This is a genomic window from Streptomyces capillispiralis, from assembly GCF_007829875.1.
Classification (GTDB): Bacteria; Actinomycetota; Actinomycetes; order Streptomycetales; family Streptomycetaceae; genus Streptomyces; species Streptomyces capillispiralis.
In genome coordinates this window covers 6,867,677-6,883,282 of the sequence record NZ_VIWV01000001.1, presented here as the reverse complement: position 1 = coordinate 6,883,282, position 15,606 = coordinate 6,867,677, and the positions used below count along the sequence as shown (strand labels likewise).

13 protein-coding genes are annotated in these 15,606 nt (G+C 75.2%); 4 read left to right on the top strand and 9 right to left on the bottom strand.

The annotated features are described in order from the left end of the window. Positions 1-8 precede the first annotated feature (8 nt). Positions 9-1,262, top strand: a complete 1,254-nt coding sequence (locus tag FHX78_RS30245) for a GNAT family N-acetyltransferase (protein WP_229924021.1) — start codon at positions 9-11, stop codon at positions 1,260-1,262. Positions 1,263-1,331: 69 nt separating this feature from the next. On the opposite strand, the gene FHX78_RS30240 is transcribed toward FHX78_RS30245, so the two are convergent. Next, complete coding sequence (locus FHX78_RS30240) at positions 1,332-2,507, bottom strand: trans-sulfuration enzyme family protein (RefSeq protein ID WP_229924020.1); 1,176 nt, start codon at positions 2,505-2,507, stop codon at positions 1,332-1,334. 72 nt (positions 2,508-2,579) lie between these two features. Here FHX78_RS30240 and FHX78_RS30235 point away from each other — a divergent pair, with 72 nt between their 5' ends. Both FHX78_RS30235 and FHX78_RS30230 read left to right on the top strand, forming a co-directional pair. Continuing rightward, on the top strand, positions 2,580-3,071 hold the full coding sequence (locus tag FHX78_RS30235) for an Lrp/AsnC family transcriptional regulator (RefSeq protein ID WP_145870557.1): 492 nt from the start codon (positions 2,580-2,582) through the stop codon (positions 3,069-3,071). Between the two features lie 32 nt (positions 3,072-3,103). Then, positions 3,104-4,792 (top strand): DUF885 domain-containing protein, encoded by a 1,689-nt coding sequence (locus FHX78_RS30230; protein ID WP_145870556.1) that lies wholly within the window; start codon positions 3,104-3,106, stop codon positions 4,790-4,792. 328 nt (positions 4,793-5,120) lie between these two features. On the opposite strand, the gene FHX78_RS30220 is transcribed toward FHX78_RS30230, so the two are convergent. The 4 genes from FHX78_RS30220 to FHX78_RS30205 are packed head-to-tail and all read right to left on the bottom strand — an operon-like array spanning position 5,121 to position 10,003. Beyond that, on the bottom strand, positions 5,121-5,633 hold the full coding sequence (locus FHX78_RS30220; RefSeq protein WP_145870555.1) for an Imm21 family immunity protein: 513 nt from the start codon (positions 5,631-5,633) through the stop codon (positions 5,121-5,123). Positions 5,634-5,676: 43 nt separating this feature from the next. After that, positions 5,677-5,853: a rhodanese-like domain-containing protein gene (locus FHX78_RS30215; protein ID WP_373313045.1), complete on the bottom strand. Its 177-nt coding sequence runs from the start codon at positions 5,851-5,853 to the stop codon at positions 5,677-5,679. Beyond that, entirely contained in the window at positions 5,850-8,843 is a 2,994-nt protein-coding gene (locus FHX78_RS30210) for an AAA family ATPase (RefSeq protein WP_145870554.1), read from the bottom strand. The genes FHX78_RS30215 and FHX78_RS30210 overlap by 4 nt, the downstream gene beginning before the upstream one ends. Further along, the gene (locus FHX78_RS30205) at positions 8,840-10,003 is read right to left on the bottom strand and encodes an exonuclease SbcCD subunit D (protein WP_145870553.1); all 1,164 of its coding nucleotides are present in this window, start codon (positions 10,001-10,003) and stop codon (positions 8,840-8,842) included. The genes FHX78_RS30210 and FHX78_RS30205 overlap by 4 nt, the downstream gene beginning before the upstream one ends. A gap of 300 nt (positions 10,004-10,303) precedes the next feature. Here FHX78_RS30205 and FHX78_RS30200 point away from each other — a divergent pair, with 300 nt between their 5' ends. Beyond that, positions 10,304-11,251, top strand: a complete 948-nt coding sequence (locus FHX78_RS30200; RefSeq protein WP_145870552.1) for an aromatase/cyclase — start codon at positions 10,304-10,306, stop codon at positions 11,249-11,251. Between the two features lie 60 nt (positions 11,252-11,311). Here FHX78_RS30200 and FHX78_RS30195 read toward each other — a convergent pair whose 3' ends face one another. From FHX78_RS30195 to FHX78_RS30180, 4 genes are all read right to left on the bottom strand, one after another. Next, positions 11,312-11,581, bottom strand: coding sequence for an acyl carrier protein (locus FHX78_RS30195; RefSeq protein ID WP_145870551.1), 270 nt, complete (start codon positions 11,579-11,581; stop codon positions 11,312-11,314). A 93-nt stretch (positions 11,582-11,674) separates the two neighbouring features. Continuing rightward, positions 11,675-12,901 (bottom strand): ketosynthase chain-length factor, encoded by a 1,227-nt coding sequence (locus FHX78_RS30190; RefSeq protein ID WP_145870550.1) that lies wholly within the window; start codon positions 12,899-12,901, stop codon positions 11,675-11,677. Further along, positions 12,898-14,166, bottom strand: a complete 1,269-nt coding sequence (locus FHX78_RS30185; RefSeq protein ID WP_145870549.1) for a beta-ketoacyl-[acyl-carrier-protein] synthase family protein — start codon at positions 14,164-14,166, stop codon at positions 12,898-12,900. The genes FHX78_RS30190 and FHX78_RS30185 overlap by 4 nt, the downstream gene beginning before the upstream one ends. Before the next feature lie 8 nt (positions 14,167-14,174). After that, the gene (locus FHX78_RS30180; protein WP_145870548.1) at positions 14,175-15,278 is read right to left on the bottom strand and encodes an acyltransferase domain-containing protein; all 1,104 of its coding nucleotides are present in this window, start codon (positions 15,276-15,278) and stop codon (positions 14,175-14,177) included. Positions 15,279-15,606: the final 328 nt, after the last annotated feature.

The following is a 15,606-nucleotide window of genomic DNA, read 5'->3' as shown; positions in this document are numbered from 1 at the left end:
GTCGAGACATGTCTGAAGCGACCGACATCCGGCACGGCGGCCCCGCCCACCGCCGTTGGAACCCCGCCGAGCTCGCCGCCCGGTGCTCGGCCGGGTTCCACGCATGGTGGGCACGCCGCCACGGCAGCGCACCGCCGGCGCACGATACCGGCGGTGCCCCGCCGCCCTCCGCCGCGGCCGGGGAGAGCGAGCTGTGGCGGATGCGGACGACGGTGAAGGACGAACCGGGCGCGCTGGCCGCGCTGTGCACGGCACTGGCCAACCTGCGCGTCGACATCCTCACCCTGCAGACGCACCCGCTGGGCGCGGACACCGTCGACGAGTTCCTGCTGCGGGCCCCGGCCGGTACGGACCTCACCGCGGCGGTGTCGCGGGCCGGCGGTACGGCCGTCTGGCTGGAGCGCGCCGACGCCCACGACCTGGTGGACGCCCCCACCCGGGTCCTGCGGCTGGCCGCCCGCACCGCCCAGGACGCCTCCGAACTGCCGCTCGCCCTGCGCCAGTTGCTGGGCCGGTGCACGATCCGCTCGCAGCCCGCCGACATCCACGGAACCGACGGGGCCGTCCCGGCGGAGGGCTCCCTGGAGGACACCGTGATCCGGCTGCGCGCCCCCGAGGGCGGGGTGATCACCGTGGAGCGGCCGTATCTGCCGTTCACCCCCACCGAGTTCGCCCGTGCCCGTGCGCTGGTGGAGCTGGACGCCCGGCTCGGCCCGCGGATCCCGCGCGGCCGGGACGTGCTCACGCTGCCCGAGGGCGGTGACATCTCCGTGCGCCGGGCGGACACCGGCGACCTGGCCGCCGCCCGGGCGATGCACGAGCGGTGCTCCCCGCACACCCTGCGGATGCGCTACCACGGGCCGGTCGGCGACGCGGACCGCTATCTGAACCACCTGCTCAGCCCCCGCTTCGGCCGCACGCTCGCGGCGCAGACCGCCTCGGGCCGCATCGTCGGCCTCGGCCATCTGCTGTGGGACGGCGACGAGACCGAGGTGGCGCTGATCGTGGAGGACGCCTGGCAGCGCCGGGGCATCGGCGGCGCGCTGCTCGCCCGGCTGGTGGCGATGGCCGCCGAGGCGGGCTGCGCCCATGTGTACGCGGTGACGCAGGCGTCCAACACCGGCATGGTCGCCGCGATGCGCGCCCTGGGGCTGCCGCTCGACTACCAGATCGAGGAGGGCACCCTGGTCGTCACGGCCCGGCTGGACGCGGTGGCGGCGCGCGGCGCGCGGGAGCACGGCGAGCGGATCGGCCGGTCGTAGGCCCCCGCTCCCACGGACGGCGATCGGCCCGGCGTGTCCCGCCGGGCCGATCGCCGTGTGCGCCGGGCCTCAGCCCTGGACCAGCGTCTCGGGGCGCGCGGGCGTCCCGGCCCGCTCCCCCAGGGCCGCGTCCAGATCGGCCCACAGGTCCTCGACGTCCTCCAGGCCGACCGAGAGCCGCAGCAGCCGGTCGCTCACCCCGGCGTCCCTGCGGTCGTCGGCGTCGACGATGCGGTGGCTGATGGACGCCGGGTGCTGGATGAGGGAGTCCACGCTGCCGAGGCTGACGGCCGGAGTGATCAGCCGTACGGCGGCGATCACCTCGTGCGGGTCGCCGTGCACCTCGAAGGAGACCATCGCACCGCCGACGCGCGGGTAGTGGACGCGGGCCACGCGCGGGTCGGCGGCGAGCCGCGCGGCGAGTTCGGCGGCGTTGGCCGAGGCGGCCCGCACCCGCACCGGCAGCGTCGACAGGCCGCGCAGCAGCAGATAGCCGGCCAGCGGGTGCAGCACTCCGCCGGTGGCGAAGCGCACCTGGCGCAGCCGCCCGGCGAACTCCTCGTCGCAGGCCACCACGCCCGCCAGCACGTCCCCGTGGCCGCCCAGGTACTTGGTGGCGCTGTGCAGCACCAGCCGCGCCCCCTGCTCGGCCGGGCGCTGCAGCACCGGGGTGGCGAAGGTGTTGTCGACGAGCAGCGGCACGGAGCCGCAGGCGTGGGCGACGGCCCGCAGGTCGATCTCGGCGAGCGTCGGGTTGGCCGGGGACTCCACCAGCACCAGACCGGTGTCCGGGCGCAGCGCGTCGGCGACCCCGGCCGGATCGGTCCAGGTCACCTCGGAGCCGAGCAGTCCGGCGGTCAGCAGATGGTCGCTGCACCCGTACAGCGGGCGGACGGCGACGACGTGCCGCAGTCCCATGGAGCCGCGCACCAGCAGGACGGCGCTGAGGGCGGCCATGCCGCTGGCGAACGCGACCGCCGACTCGGTGCCCTCCAGACGGGCCAGGGCGGTCTCGAAGCGGGCGACGGTCGGGTTGCCGAGCCGCCCGTAGACGGGCGGGCCCTCCGGCTCGGCGCCGGTGGTGGCGAAGGCGTCGATCCGGGCGGCCTCGCCGCGGCTGTCGTAGGAGGGGTAGGTGGTGGACAGGTCGATCGGCGGGGCGTGCAGTCCCAGGCCGGCGAGGTCGTCCCGGCCCGCGTGCACGGCTTCGGTGGCGAGTGCTCTGGTGGTGCGTCGCGTTTCCATGCCCATGTCCATGGACGGAAGGGTGAACACAGAACGGTTCACCGCGTCGGGAGCCCGTGCTACGTTCGGCCGGTGGCCGAATCCGTCGTACTCGATCCGGTGGACCTCCTTCTGCTGCGGCTGTTGCAGAACGACGCCCGGACGACCTACCGGGACCTCGCCGCGCAGGTCGGGGTCGCTCCGTCGACCTGTCTGGACCGGGTGACCCGGCTGCGCCGCTCCGGCGTGATCCTCGGGCACCGGCTGGAACTGGATCCGGCCAAGCTCGGCCGGGGTCTCCAGGCGCTGCTGTCGGTTCAGGTCAGACCGCACCGGCGGGAGCTGGTGGGACCGTTCGTGGAGCGGATCCGGGCGTTGCCGGAGTCCCTGACGGTGTTCCACCTGACCGGCCCCGACGACTATCTGGTGCATGTCGCGGTCGCGGACATGACGGATCTGCAGCGGCTGGTGCTCGACGAGTTCACGGCCCGGCGCGAGGTGGCGCGCGTGGAGACCCGGCTGATCTTCCAGCAGTGGGACTGCGGGCCGGTGCTGCCGCCTTCGCCCTCGGCTCAAACCGGGTGACGTGCGGCGGGCCGCGTATCAGGATGGTCCGCATGTCACAGACCAACAGCGCCCTTCCCCGTCAGGTCGCCGACGCCTACGTCGACGAGCTCATCGCCCTCGACCCGGTCACCGGAACGTACCTCGGAGTGAAGGAGAGCTCCTCCCGGCTGCCCGACCTCTCGCCCGCCGGACAGGAGGCGCTCGCCGAGCTCCAGCGGGCCACCCTCGCACGGCTCGACGAGGCCGAGCGGCTGCCCGGCGCGGACAGCGGCATCGAGCGCCGCTGCGCCCGGCTGCTGCGCGAGCGGCTCACCGCGGAACTGGCCGTGCACGAGGCCGACGAACACCTGCGCGCGGTCGGCAACCTGGGCACGGTCGCGCACTCGGTGCGCGAGGTGTTCACCGTGACGCCGGCCGAGACGGACGAGGACTGGGCGGCGATCGCCGAGCGGCTGCGCGCGGTGCCCACCGCGCTGGCGGGCTACCGCGAGTCGCTCGCACTCGGCCTGGAGCGCAAGCTGTACGCGGCTCCGCGCCCGACGCGGACCTTCGTCGGGCAGCTCTCCGAGTGGGCGGACACCGGTGAGGGCCGCGGCTGGTTCGAGGAGTTCGCCGCCGCGGGCCCGGACGCGCTGCGCGGCGAACTGGACGAGGGCGCCCGCGCGGCGACCGCGGCCGTGGTGGAGCTGCGGGACTGGATGCGCGACGTGTACGCGCCGGCCGTCGAGGATGCCCCGGACACCGTGGGCCGGGAGCGCTACGCCCGCTGGGCCCGCTACTACAACGGCACCGACCTCGATCTGGACGAGGCCTACGCGTACGGCTGGTCCGAGTACCACCGGCTGCTCGGCGAGATGCGCGAGGAGGCCGAGAAGATCCTGCCCGGCGCCGCGACGCCGTGGGTGGCGCTGGCGCACCTCGACGAGCACGGCCGGCACATCGAGGGCGTCGACGAGGTCCGCGACTGGCTCCAGGGCGTGATGGACCGGGCGATCGAGTCGCTGGACGGCACGCACTTCGACCTCGCCGAGCGGGTGCGCAGGGTGGAGTCGCGGATCGCCCCGGCGGGCAGCGCGGCGGCGCCGTACTACACGCCCCCGTCGGAGGACTTCTCCCGGCCGGGCTGCACCTGGCTGCCCACGATGGGCCTGACCCGCTTCCCGGTCTACGACCTGGTCTCCACCTGGTACCACGAGGGCGTCCCCGGCCATCACCTCCAGCTGGCGCAGTGGGTGCACGTGTCCGAGGACCTCTCCCGCTACCAGGCCTCCGTGGGCGGGGTCAGCGCGAACGCCGAGGGCTGGGCGCTGTACGCGGAGCGGCTGATGGACGAGCTCGGCTTCCTCGCGGACGCGGAGGAGCGGCTGGGCTATCTGGACGCGCAGATGATGCGGGCGGCGCGGGTCATCGTCGACATCGGCATGCACCTGGAGCTGGAGATCCCGGCGGACTCGCCGTTCCACCCGGGTGAGCGCTGGACGCCGGAGCTGGCGGAGGAGTTCTTCGGGGCGCACAGCAGCCGTCCGGCGGACTTCGTGGAGAGCGAGCTGACCCGCTATCTGACGATCCCGGGCCAGGCCATCGGCTACAAGCTCGGCGAGCGGGCGTGGCTGCTGGGCCGGGAGAACGCCCGCGCGCGGCACGGCGACGCGTTCGACCTCAAGGCCTGGCACATGGCCGCGCTCTCCCAGGGCTCCCTGGGTCTGGACGACCTGGTGGACGAGCTGTCGGCGCTGTGAGCCGGACCGGCACCGCCGCCGTCGACGCCGGAAGCCGCTCTCGCAGTCGCTGACCCGGCCGCTGATCCGGTCCGCCTCGTCCGTGGCCGCCCGTGTGATGAGGCGGGCGGGGTCGCCGGGCCCGCCCCAGCGGCCGGCCACGGCCTCGTGGGCGTCGCCGGTGAGGGGGGCGGTGGCCGGGGGCGCCGAGGGCGGCGCGCACGGAGGCGGTCACCTTCTCGACGCCGTCGGCGCCCCGGGGCGGCGTCGTGCGGCACGGGGTGGTACGGCGAGCCGCCGGGCCACCGCGTGCCCGGCGCCGCCGGGGCCGGCCGGCCCCGGTCGGGGATCAGGTCAGCGCGCGGAACCGGACGAGCACCAGCCAGGTCTCCGGGCCCGGCTGCACCTCGGCCGCCCGGACCGCGTACCGGCCGGGTGCGAGGGCGAGCCGTACGTGGTCCGTGCCGGTGGACCGGTCGCCGGGCCAGGCCGCGTCGAACAGGATGAGGTCGCCCCGGACCTCGTAGGGCGTCTCGGGCCCCCACGGTGCGGTGTGCAGCGCCTCCGGGACGCTCGCCAGGACCTCCGCCTCCGAGTGTCCGGCGACGCACCGGACGAGGGTGCCGTGCTCGGGGAGGAAGGCGGTCGGGGCGGGCTCGTCGCCCAGGACCAGCGCCGTGGAGTCGCCGACCGGGAGGAGTCCGACAAGTCCGTCCACTTCGCAGGCCCGGTCGTAGTCCGAGGCCGTCTCCTCGCCGTCGGCGCCCGTCCAGAACGGCAGGACGGCCTCCGGCACCGCGATGAGCGGCCCGCCGCCCGACTCCACCCACTCCACCGTGCCCGGCTCCGCGTATCGCACCATGCGCAGAACCTATCGGGTCGACTCCCGTACCGGAGCCGGGGGTTCAGCAACCGCAGTCGCCGGAGCCCACCGGTGCCGTCAGCGGAGCGGGCGCACGGCGCTCGCCGCCCCGCGGGGTCCCGTACGCGAAGCCCTCACGCACCCCGTACGCGAACCCGCCGAGCATCTCCGTGACGTGGTGGCCGAGTTGGGCGAGGGCCGGGGCGGTGGCGGCCGTCACCGGATCCCGCGCTGCCGCAGCACGGAACCGGTCCGTCCCTTGACGACCTCCAGCTGGGCGTGGATCCGCCGCCGCAGATCGGCGACGTGGCTGACGATGCCGACGCTGCGGTCGCGCTCGCGGAGCGAGTCGAGGACGTCGAGCACCTCGTCGAGGGTCTGGTCGTCGAGGCTGCCGAAGCCCTCGTCGATGAAGAGGGTGTCCAGCCGCACCCCGCCCGCCTCGTCGGTGACGACGTCCGCGAGGCCGAGCGCGAGGGCGAGGGAGGCGAAGAAGGTCTCGCCGCCCGAGAGGGTCGCGGTGTCGCGCTCCCGACCGGTCCAGGCGTCGACGACGTGCAGACCGAGGCCGCTGCGGCCGCGGCCGGTGCGGTCGTCGGAGTGGACGAGGGTGTACCGGCCGGACGACATGCGGTGCAGCCGCGCGGTCGCGGCGGCGGCCACCTGCTCCAGCCGGGCGGCGAGGACATAGGACTCCAGCCGCATCCTGCGTTCGTTGTCCGCCGAGGTGCCCGCGGTGAGGCCGGCCATGCGGGCCACCCGGTCGTACTCCTCGCGCAGCGGGCCGAGCCGGCGCACCGCGGCGGCGGCCCGCGCGGAGAGCCGGTCGAGTTCGGCGCAGCGCCGGGCGGCGGCGTCGCGCGCGGAGGCCGCCTCGCGCACCCGGCGGGCCGCGTCCTCGGCGGCCCGCTGCGCGGCGGCGAGGTCGGCGGGCGGCAGCTGGGCGGCGGCCGCGGTCTCCGGTTCGGCGAGGACGGCCCGTACGGCGGCCTCCTCGTGCTGCCAGGCGTCCAGGCGCCGCTGGAGTTCACGGTGGCCGGCGTCGTCCAGGAGGGCGTCGGCGGCGGCCTGCGGGGTGTCGAAGCCGGCCCGGAAGGCGGCGTCGGCGAGCCGGGCGTCGGCGGCCTTGAGCCGCTGGGCCGCTTCCTCGGCGGCGCGGGCGGCGTCGGCGGCTTCCGTGAGCCGCGCGACCCCCTGTTCCAGCTGCTCGGCGCGCGCGGCCACGCTGGGGGCGTCCCCCCGCGCCCGGGTCAGCTCTTCGGCCAGGGTGCGGTGCTCCTGGTCCAGCCGCTCCCGCCGGCCCACACGGGAGGCGGCCCGGACCGCGGCCTCGCGCTGGGCGGCGGTCCGCGCCTCGTGCTCGTGCTCCGCGCGGCGCAGCTGTTCCTGCGCGGAGTGCAGCACGGAGGCGGCGTCCCGTGCCCGCGCGTACTCCCGCTCCAGTTCCTCGACCGCGCGGGCGAGCTGTTCGGTCGCCGCGTCCCCGGCCTCCGCGCTCGCGGCGGCCAGCGCCTCCCGTACGACGCCGAGCCGCCGCTCGTCCTCGGCGCGCCGCTCGTCCGCGCGCCGGTAGTCGGCGAGGGCGCGCTCCTCCGTCTCGCGGTCGACGTGCCCGTCGACCTTGCGGGCGGGGGCGGGGTGGTCGGTGGCGCCGCAGACCGCGCAGGGCTCACCGTCGGTGAGGCCGGCGGCCAGTTCGGCGGCGATGCCGTTCAGGCGCCGTTCCTTGAGGTCGAGCCAGTGCTGCTGGGCCGCGAGCGCCCGTTCCCGGGCGGCCCGGGCCTGTTCGGCGGCCGTCCCGGTGTCCTCGGCCAGCCGGTCGCGCGTGCGCGCGGCGTCCAGCCGCTGCCGCGCGGGGTCGCGCCGCACGGCGAGTTCACCGGCGCGGGTGGCGGCCTGCTGGGCGGACTCGATGCGGGCCTGGATGCCGGCGCGGGTCTGCTCCCAGTCCGCGAGCCAGGCCTCGGCGTCCTCCCGCACCTCTTCGTCCGCGCGTTCCCGGCGGTCCAGGTCGGCGCGCTCGGCGAGGAGTTCCGTCAGCCGCCGCTCGGCGCGGCGGGCCGACTCCAGCCCGCCCAGTTCCTCGGCGGCCCGGCGGGCGGCGGCGGCGAGCCCGGCCGGTCCCGCGTCCGCGAGGGACGCCGGGAGAAGAGCCCGCGCGCGCTGCTCCGCGCCGGCCGCGCGCCGGTGCTCGGCGTCGGCGGAGTCCCGCAGCTCCAGGGCGGGGGCGACGGTCTCGGCCTTGCGGGCCCGCTCCATCCGGGTCCGCGCCTCCCGGTGGGCACCGGAGCGCTCCTGGAGCCGTGCCGCCCGCTCCCGCGCCTCGGCGAACCGCCGTTGCAGACGGTCCCGTTCGCGTGTGTCCTCCAGAGTCCGGTCGGCGACGGTCAGGGCGGACTCGGCGGTGGCGAGGCGGCAGTGGGCGGCGGTGAGCCGCTCCCGCGCGGTGCTGCGGGCGACGGCGGCCGCGGCGAGCACCGCCTCGGCCAGTCCCGGATCGCCGGGCGCCAGCTCGGGCAGCTCCATGGTGTCGCCCGCGGCCTGCTGCATCCGGTGCGCGTCGGCCAGCAGGTCGGCGTCGCCGTCGCGGACCCGGGACTCGGCGGCCCGGCGCTGCTCGGCGAGGCGCTTTTCCACGTCGGCGAAGCGGCGGGTGTCGAAGAGGCGGCCCAGCAGCCTGCCGCGGGCCTCGGCGTCGGCGCGCAGGAAGCGCGCGAAGTCGCCCTGGGGCAGCAGGACGACCTGGCAGAACTGCTCGCGGCTCATGCCGAGGAGCTGGGTGATCTCCTCGCCGATCTCCTGGTGCGAGCGGCTGAGGTCCTTCCAGGTGCCCGAGGCCGCCTCGCGTTCGCGCAGCCAGGTCTGCGCCTTGTCCGTGGTGGTGCCGGTGCCGCGCTTCTTCGGCCGTTCCCAGGGCGGTTGCCGGGTGATCTCCAGGCGGCGTCCGGCGACGGTCAGGTCGAGGGTGACCTGGGTGCGGGTCGCCGGGGCGGCGTGGTCGCTGCGCAGCGTCGTGCCCTGGCCGCTCTGCCGGGCCCCGGGGACGGAGCCGTACAGCGCGTAGCAGACGGCGTCCAGTACGGAGGTCTTGCCGGCGCCGGTGGGGCCGTGCAGCAGGAACAGGCCGGCGGCGGAGAGGTCGCCGAAGTCGACGCTCTGGGTGCTGCCGAACGGCCCGAAGGCGGTGATGTCCAGCCGGTGCAGCCTCACCGCGCCACCTCCCGGACCGCGTCGTCCGCGCGGACCGCGTCGAAGGCGTCCCGCAGCACGTCGCGTTCACGCGCGTCGGGGCCGGTGCCGCGCACATGGCTGACGAAGTCCTCGGCGATCTGCCGGTCGTCGCGGCCGGCGAGGCGGCGGGCGTAGGAGGCCTGCGGGTCCTCGGCGGTCCGCTCCGGGTCGAAGACGAGGCTGAGGGTGTGCGGGAAGCGCTCGGTGAGCCGGGCCATGGGGTCGGCCGGGCGGACCGGGTCGGTGAGGGTCGCCTCGACCCACGCCGCCTCGTGCCGCGTGAGCGCCGGATCGGCGAGCAGGTCCTCCAGGGTGCCGCGGATCCGGGCGAGCGGGCGCGGCACGGGGCAGTCGACGCGCTCGGCGGTGACGGCGCCGTCGGCGGCCAGGTCGACCAGCCACATGGTCTTGCGGTGGCCGGCCTCGGAGAAGGAGTACGGCAGCGGGGAGCCGGAGTAGCGGACGCGTTCGGTGAGGGTCTGGCAGCCGTGGAGATGGCCGAGCGCCACGTAGTCGACGCCGTCGAAGACCCCGGCGGGCACGGCGGCCACGCCGCCGACGGTGATGTCCCGCTCGCTGTCGCTGGGTTCGCCGCCGGTGACGAAGGCGTGCGCGAGGACGACGGAACGGGTGCCGGGCGGGCGGGCGGCGAGGTCGGCGCGGGCCCGGTCCATGGCGGCGGCCAGCACCGCCTCGTGACCGGCCTTCTCCACCCCGAACTCGTCCTTCACCAGGCCCGGTTCGAGATAGGGCAGCCCGTAGAAGGCGACGTCACCGTGGCGGTCGGACAGCACCACGGGTGTGCCGCACGCGGACGGTTCGGTCCGCAGGTGGATGCCGGCGCGCCCCATGAGGCCGGCGCCGACGCCGAGCCGGCGGGCCGAGTCGTGGTTCCCGGAGATCATCACCGTCGGCACGCCGAGGCCGGCGAGGCGGTGCAGGGCGTCGTCGAACAGCTCGACCGCGGCGAGCGGCGGCACGGCACGGTCGTACACGTCTCCCGACACGACCACCGCGTCCACGGCGCGCTCACGCACGGTGGTGACGAGGTGACCGATGAACTCGGCCTGGGCACCGAGCATGCCGACCCGGTGGAAGGACCGGCCGAGGTGCCAGTCCGACGTGTGCAGAAATCTCAAGACGCCGCTCCGACCCGCATGATCCCCTCACCCAGCCCCTGTAGTCAGCGCCGAACCGGCACGGTCCTCGTGGTCGGCACCGACCACGCTAACGCCCGTCGGCACCTGATCCACCACGGACCTCAGTCTGCCACCGGCGTCCGGGGTCGGACGGCCATCGATGCCGGCCGCGATCCGGATGGTGGAGCGACCGGGCCCCCTCGACACCGCGCGGCACGTCGAGCGGTGTCCAGCCGGTCTCCACCGCCGCTGGAGTGGCGGCCCCGAAACTCGCGGTGACATCTCGGAAAGGGGCACTTCATGCCGGACTCAGGCGTCGTCAGGACGCGTCATGCGATCGATGTGGCGGCCGAGCCCGAGGCCGTGTACGAGCTGATCGCTGCGGCGGAGGACTGGCCACACGTCTTTCCCCCCACCGTGCACGTGGAGAGGCTCGACGGGAACGGCCGCTGGGAACGGCTGCGGATCCGGGCCTTCGCGAACGGGGAGGTGCGGTCGTGGACCTCCCGCCGGGAACTGGATCCGGGTGTGCTGCGGGTCACGTTCCGCCAGGAGGTGTCGTCGGCGCCGGTCGCGTCGATGGGCGGCGAATGGATCATCGAGGCCGCGCCGGGCGGCAGCAGTGTCGTGCTGCTGCACGACTTCACCGTCGTCGACGACGACCCGGCGGACCGCGCGTGGGTGGAGCGCGCCGTCGACACCAACAGCGGCTCCGAGCTGGCCGCGCTGAAGGCGGTGGCCGAGTCCCTGGCAGCGGAGCCGGGGGCGTTGCTGTCGTTCGCCGATCACGTCGACATCTCGGGCTCGGGGCAGGAGGTGTACGACTTCCTGTGGCGGGCCGACCTGTGGGAGGAGCGGCTGCCGCATGTGAGCAGGCTCGTGCTGACCGAGCCCGGCGACGACCTGCAGACGGTGGAGATGGACACCCGTGCCGCCGACGGTTCGGTGCACACGACCAAGTCGGTACGCGTCGGGTTCGCGCCGGACCGGCTCGTGTACAAGCAGATCCAGGTGCCGCCGCTGATGGCCGCGCACACGGGCCGCTGGACCGTCGAGCCGACCGAGCACGGGGTGCGCGCCACCTCGCACCACACGGTCGTCCTGCGCCCCGAGCGGGTGCGGGAGCTGCTGGGCCCCGAGGCCACTCTGGACACGGCCCGCGACCTCGTGCGCCAGGCCCTCGGCAGGAACAGCAGGGCCACCCTCACCCTGGCCAAGGAGGCCGCGGAACGCGCCGTGTCCCTTTGACGTCGCGCGAACGGAAAGGGCGGGGCCCCGGAGATCCGGGGCCCCGCTCCGTGTTCCCGTTCAGCTTCCCGACAGGGACGCGTTGACCAGTTCGACGAAGGCCCGGGGGGTCTCGGCGCCGTCCAGGTCCTCGTCGGGAAGGGCGACCCCGTAGGCGCGGGTGATACGGCCGGCCACCTCCAGCAGGGCGAGGGAGTCGTAGCCGAGGTCCGTGAACGACACGTCGGCGATGTCTCCGCTCAGGTCGACACCCTCGTCCTCGCCGGCCGACTCGCGCAGGATACGGGTGAAGTCGTCGATGCTCAGTGCCGTGACCCCGTTGGCGCTCATGGTGGGTTCCTTCCGTTGGTTTCGTACGCGTGGGTGGGTTCACCGGTCGTGCCGATGGTTCGGGTGGTCCCGTGGTTCCGGGGCCGCGGCGGTTCAGCTCGTGCGCGTGACCACCGCGGCGGCGTTGAAGCCGCCTTCACCGCGGGCCAGGACCAGTGCCGCGTCACCGAGGAGCGGGCGCGCCTCGCCCGTCACCAGGTCCACGGGGCAGTCCGCGGCGACCGAGGTGACGTGCGCGGTCGGGGGGATGCTGCCGTCGCGCAGGGCGAGCAGCGCGGACACCACGTCGAGGGCGGCACCGCCCGCGTACAGGCGGCCGGTCTGCGCCTTCGGTACCGCGACCCGCACCCCGCGGGGGCCGAACACCGCGGCCAGCGCGGCCGCTTCGGCACGGTCCGCGTCGGGTACGCCGGCCGCGTCCGCGAAGACGACGGCGATGGCGTCGGGCGTGCGGTCCGCGTCCGCCAGGGCGGCGCGGATCGCGCGCTCCAGACCGTCGGCCCCGGGGGCGCGCGGATCGGGGTCGAACGTGGCCGCGTACCCGGCGAGTTCGCCGTACACGCGGGCACCGCGCTCCTCGGCGGACACCGGGTCCTCCAGGACCAGGTACGCGCCTCCCTCGCCCGGGACATGGCCCGAGGCCGCCTCGTCGAAGGGCAGGTACGCGCGATCGGGGCGGTCCTCGGTGCTGAGCCGGCCGGAGGCGAGCTGACCCGCGAGGCCGAGCGGGCACAGGGCGCCGTCGACCCCGCCCGCGAGCATCACCTTCGTGCCCTTGCGGATCTGCCGCCGCGCGTGCCCGATCGCGTCGAGGCCGCCGGCCTGGTCGGTGACGACGGCGCTGCTCGGTCCCTTCATCCCGTGCCGGATCGAGATCTGGCCGGTGTTGACGGCGTAGAACCAGGCGAAGGACTGGTACGCGCTGACGAACTGGCCGCCCTTGCTCCACAGGTTCTGCAGCTCGCGCTGGCCGAACTCGAAGCCGCCCATCGACGAGGCCGAGGAGACGCCCGCCTCGTAGGGGGAGAGGGCGGTGAGATCGATGCCGCTGTCCTTCAGGGCCTCGTCCGCCGCGTACAGGGCGAGGCGGGTCATGTGGTCGGTCTGTGGCAGCAGCCGGCTCGGGATGTGCGCGGCGGCCTCGAAGCCGGGCACCTCGCCGGCGAGCCGCACCCGGTAACCGGAGGCGTCGAAACGGGTGATCTCCGCGATGCCGTTCGCGCCCTCGACGACGGCCGACCAGTGGGCGTCGGCGCCGAGGCCGGTGGGGGCGGCCACGCCGAGGCCGGTGATCACGGGGCGGGTGGCGGTGGCCGTCACGCGCCACTCCTCTCGGGACGGGCGAGGACGACGGCGCTCTGGAAACCGCCGAAGCCGCTGCCGACGCTGAGCACGGAGTCGACCCGGGCCTCCCGCGCGGTGTTCGGAACGTAGTCGAGGTCGCACAGCGGGTCGGGCTCGTGCAGGTTCGCGGTCGGCGGGATCAGGCCGTTGTCCATCGCGAGGACGCACGCGACGAGTTCGAGCGCGCCGATCGCGCCGAGCGAGTGCCCGATCATCGACTTGATGGAGCTGACGGGGACCCGGTGGGCGTGCTCGCCGAGCGACGTCTTGAACGCGGCGGTCTCGTGCCGGTCGTTCTGCTTGGTGCTGGAGCCGTGCGCGTTGACGTAGTCGATCTGCCCGGGAGCGAGCCGCGCCTCCGCGAGCGCGGCCCGGATCGCCTCGGCCATCTCCGCGCCGTCCGAGCGCAGTCCGGTCATGTGGTAGGCGTTGCTGCGTGTGCCGAATCCGGCGACCTCGGCGTAGATCCGGGCGCCGCGGCCGCGTGCGTGCTCCAGTTCCTCCAGGATCAGCACCGCGGCGCCCTCGCCGAGGACGAGCCCGTTGCGGGTGTTGTCGAAGGGGCGGGAGGCGTGCCCGGGGTCGTCGTTGCGGGGCGTGGTCGCCTTGATGGCGTCGAAGCAGGCGAGGGTGATCGGGGAGATCGGCGCGTCGGTGCCGCCCGCGACGATGACGTCGGCGCTGCCCTCGCGAATCAGATCGGCACCGTGCCCGACGGCGTCGAGGCCCGAGGTGCAGCCGTCGGAGACCAGCGACACCGGGCCCCTGGCGCCGACCTCGCGGGCCAGTTCGGCGGCCAGCGAGCTCGGCACGAAGTGGTCGTAGAGCCGGGGCACGGCGTACGCGGGGTCGACGAGCCAGTGGGCGCCGCCGTCGCTCAGGACGACGTACTCGTTCTCCATCGACGTGGTGCAGCCCACCGCGCAGCCGAGCGACACTCCCGTGCGCGCGGCCTGGGGGGTCGTGAGGTCGAGGCCGGAGTCGGCCAGCGCCTCCCGGGCGGCGACCAGCGCGAACTGGCCCGCGCGGTCGAGCCTGCGCTCCTCCTGCGGGGAGAGTCCGGCCGCCGCGGGCTGGAGGTCCACCTCGGCCGCGACCTGGGAGCGGTACGGGGAGGCATCGAAGAGGGAGATGGTGCGGGTGGCCGTCCGCCCGGTCGACAGCAGATCCCAGTACCTCTTGATCCCTGTTCCCCCGGGCGCCACCGCACCGATTCCGGTTATGACGACGCGTCGTTCCATGGGCATCCTCACTCGCTGTCGGCGGGAACCGGCGCTCCGGTCCCTGGTCGCAACCGTGTCAAGCCGGTCTGGAGACCCGCTCGAACCGGCCTGGACACCTGTGCCGCCGCGTCGGCGGCCGGTGCGGCGGCCGGTCCTGCGGGTGCGCTCGCGAGTTCGGCGAGGGCCCTGTCGAAGGTTGCGCGCTCGGCGTCGGGTGCGCCGGGGCGCGCGGGCAGCAGACCGACCGCCCGGGCACCCCCCTTCGCGACCCGCGGATGACGGCGCGCGAGCGCGGTGAGCCCTTGTCCGGGGCCCGCTTCCGCGAGCACCACGTCCCGCTCGGCGAGCAGCAGGTCGAGCGCCGGCCCGAACAGCACGGGACGCGCGGGCTGGAGCGCCCAGAACCGCGGGTCCCTGGCCTGTTCATAGGTCAGGGGCCCGGGCTCGTAGGCGGAGTACAGCGCCAGCCGGGGCCGACGGACCGGCACCGAGGCGAGCAGCGGCAGCGCGCGCAGGGCCGCCGAGGTGAGCACCGGGCTGTGGAACGGGTTGAGCGCGCGAGCCCTGCGGCAGGTGAAGCCGTCGGCGCGCAGCTTCTCCTCGGCGGTGCGCAGACCGTCCTCGGGGCCGGCGAGCAGCACCTGGCGGGGCGCGTTGACGGCGCCGACGACGACCTCGTCCGTGGTGTACGGGGCGACCTCGTCGGGGCCCGCCCGCACGGCGAGCATGCCGCCCGGCGGGGTGCCGTCGAGCTGGGCGATGCGGTCCGCCATCAGGGCCACGGAGTCGGCCGGGTCGAAGACGCCGGCGAGGGTGGCCGCGGCGACCTCTCCGACGCTGTGCCCGAGCAGGGCCGCCGGCCGCACCCCGGCGTCGAGGACCGTCCGGCCGACAGCCCAGTCGAGCGAGAACAGCAGCGGCTGCGCGGTGCGCGGACCGTCGGCCTCCGGGCCGGTGCGGGCGGCGAGCCAGTCGGCGCGCAGGTCGAACCCGTGCGCATGCCACAGTTCCAGGACCTCGTCCATGCGGGTCCGGAAGCCCGGGTGGGCGTGGTACAGGCCGACGCCCATGCCGGGCTGCTGCGCGCCCTGTCCCGGGAACAGCAGTACGGCCGGCTGCGGTGCGGTCACGGCGGGTCTCCTCTCTTCGCTGTCCCGCCATGGTGGGGGCGCTGCCTGGAGCCGCGGTCGACCCCGGGCACAACGGCCGCGGCCGGGCGGCGCGGCTCCCGCACGGCGCCCGTGCCGTCCCGGAGCGGCGCCGGGCCGGGCCGTTCCAGCCGTTCTGGACCGCTCGTCCACCGACCGGCCGGAGTGTTGTCCCCAGCCGGAGGCACGCGACCCGTCGCCCCGGTGCGCCGCGGGCGGAACGACGGCCGCCGGGCCGGGCACCACCCGGACCGGCGGCCGTCGGTGTCCGCGGAGTTCCCCTGGACAGCCGGTGAAAGGGCATCGGGAC

Bases quoted from the DNA above. Each gene is read 5' to 3' on its own strand.
- FHX78_RS30230 (WP_145870556.1), top strand. From the start codon at position 3,104: ATGTCACAGACCAACAGCGCCCTTCCCCGTCAGGTCGCCGACGCCTAC.
- FHX78_RS30185 (WP_145870549.1), bottom strand. From the start codon at position 14,166: ATGGAACGACGCGTCGTCATAACCGGAATCGGTGCGGTGGCGCCCGGG.
- FHX78_RS30200 (WP_145870552.1), top strand. From the start codon at position 10,304: ATGCCGGACTCAGGCGTCGTCAGGACGCGTCATGCGATCGATGTGGCG.
- FHX78_RS30240 (WP_229924020.1), bottom strand. From the start codon at position 2,507: ATGGAAACGCGACGCACCACCAGAGCACTCGCCACCGAAGCCGTGCAC.
- FHX78_RS30195 (WP_145870551.1), bottom strand. From the start codon at position 11,581: ATGAGCGCCAACGGGGTCACGGCACTGAGCATCGACGACTTCACCCGT.
- FHX78_RS30245 (WP_229924021.1), top strand. From the start codon at position 9: ATGTCTGAAGCGACCGACATCCGGCACGGCGGCCCCGCCCACCGCCGT.
- FHX78_RS30220 (WP_145870555.1), bottom strand. From the start codon at position 5,633: ATGGTGCGATACGCGGAGCCGGGCACGGTGGAGTGGGTGGAGTCGGGC.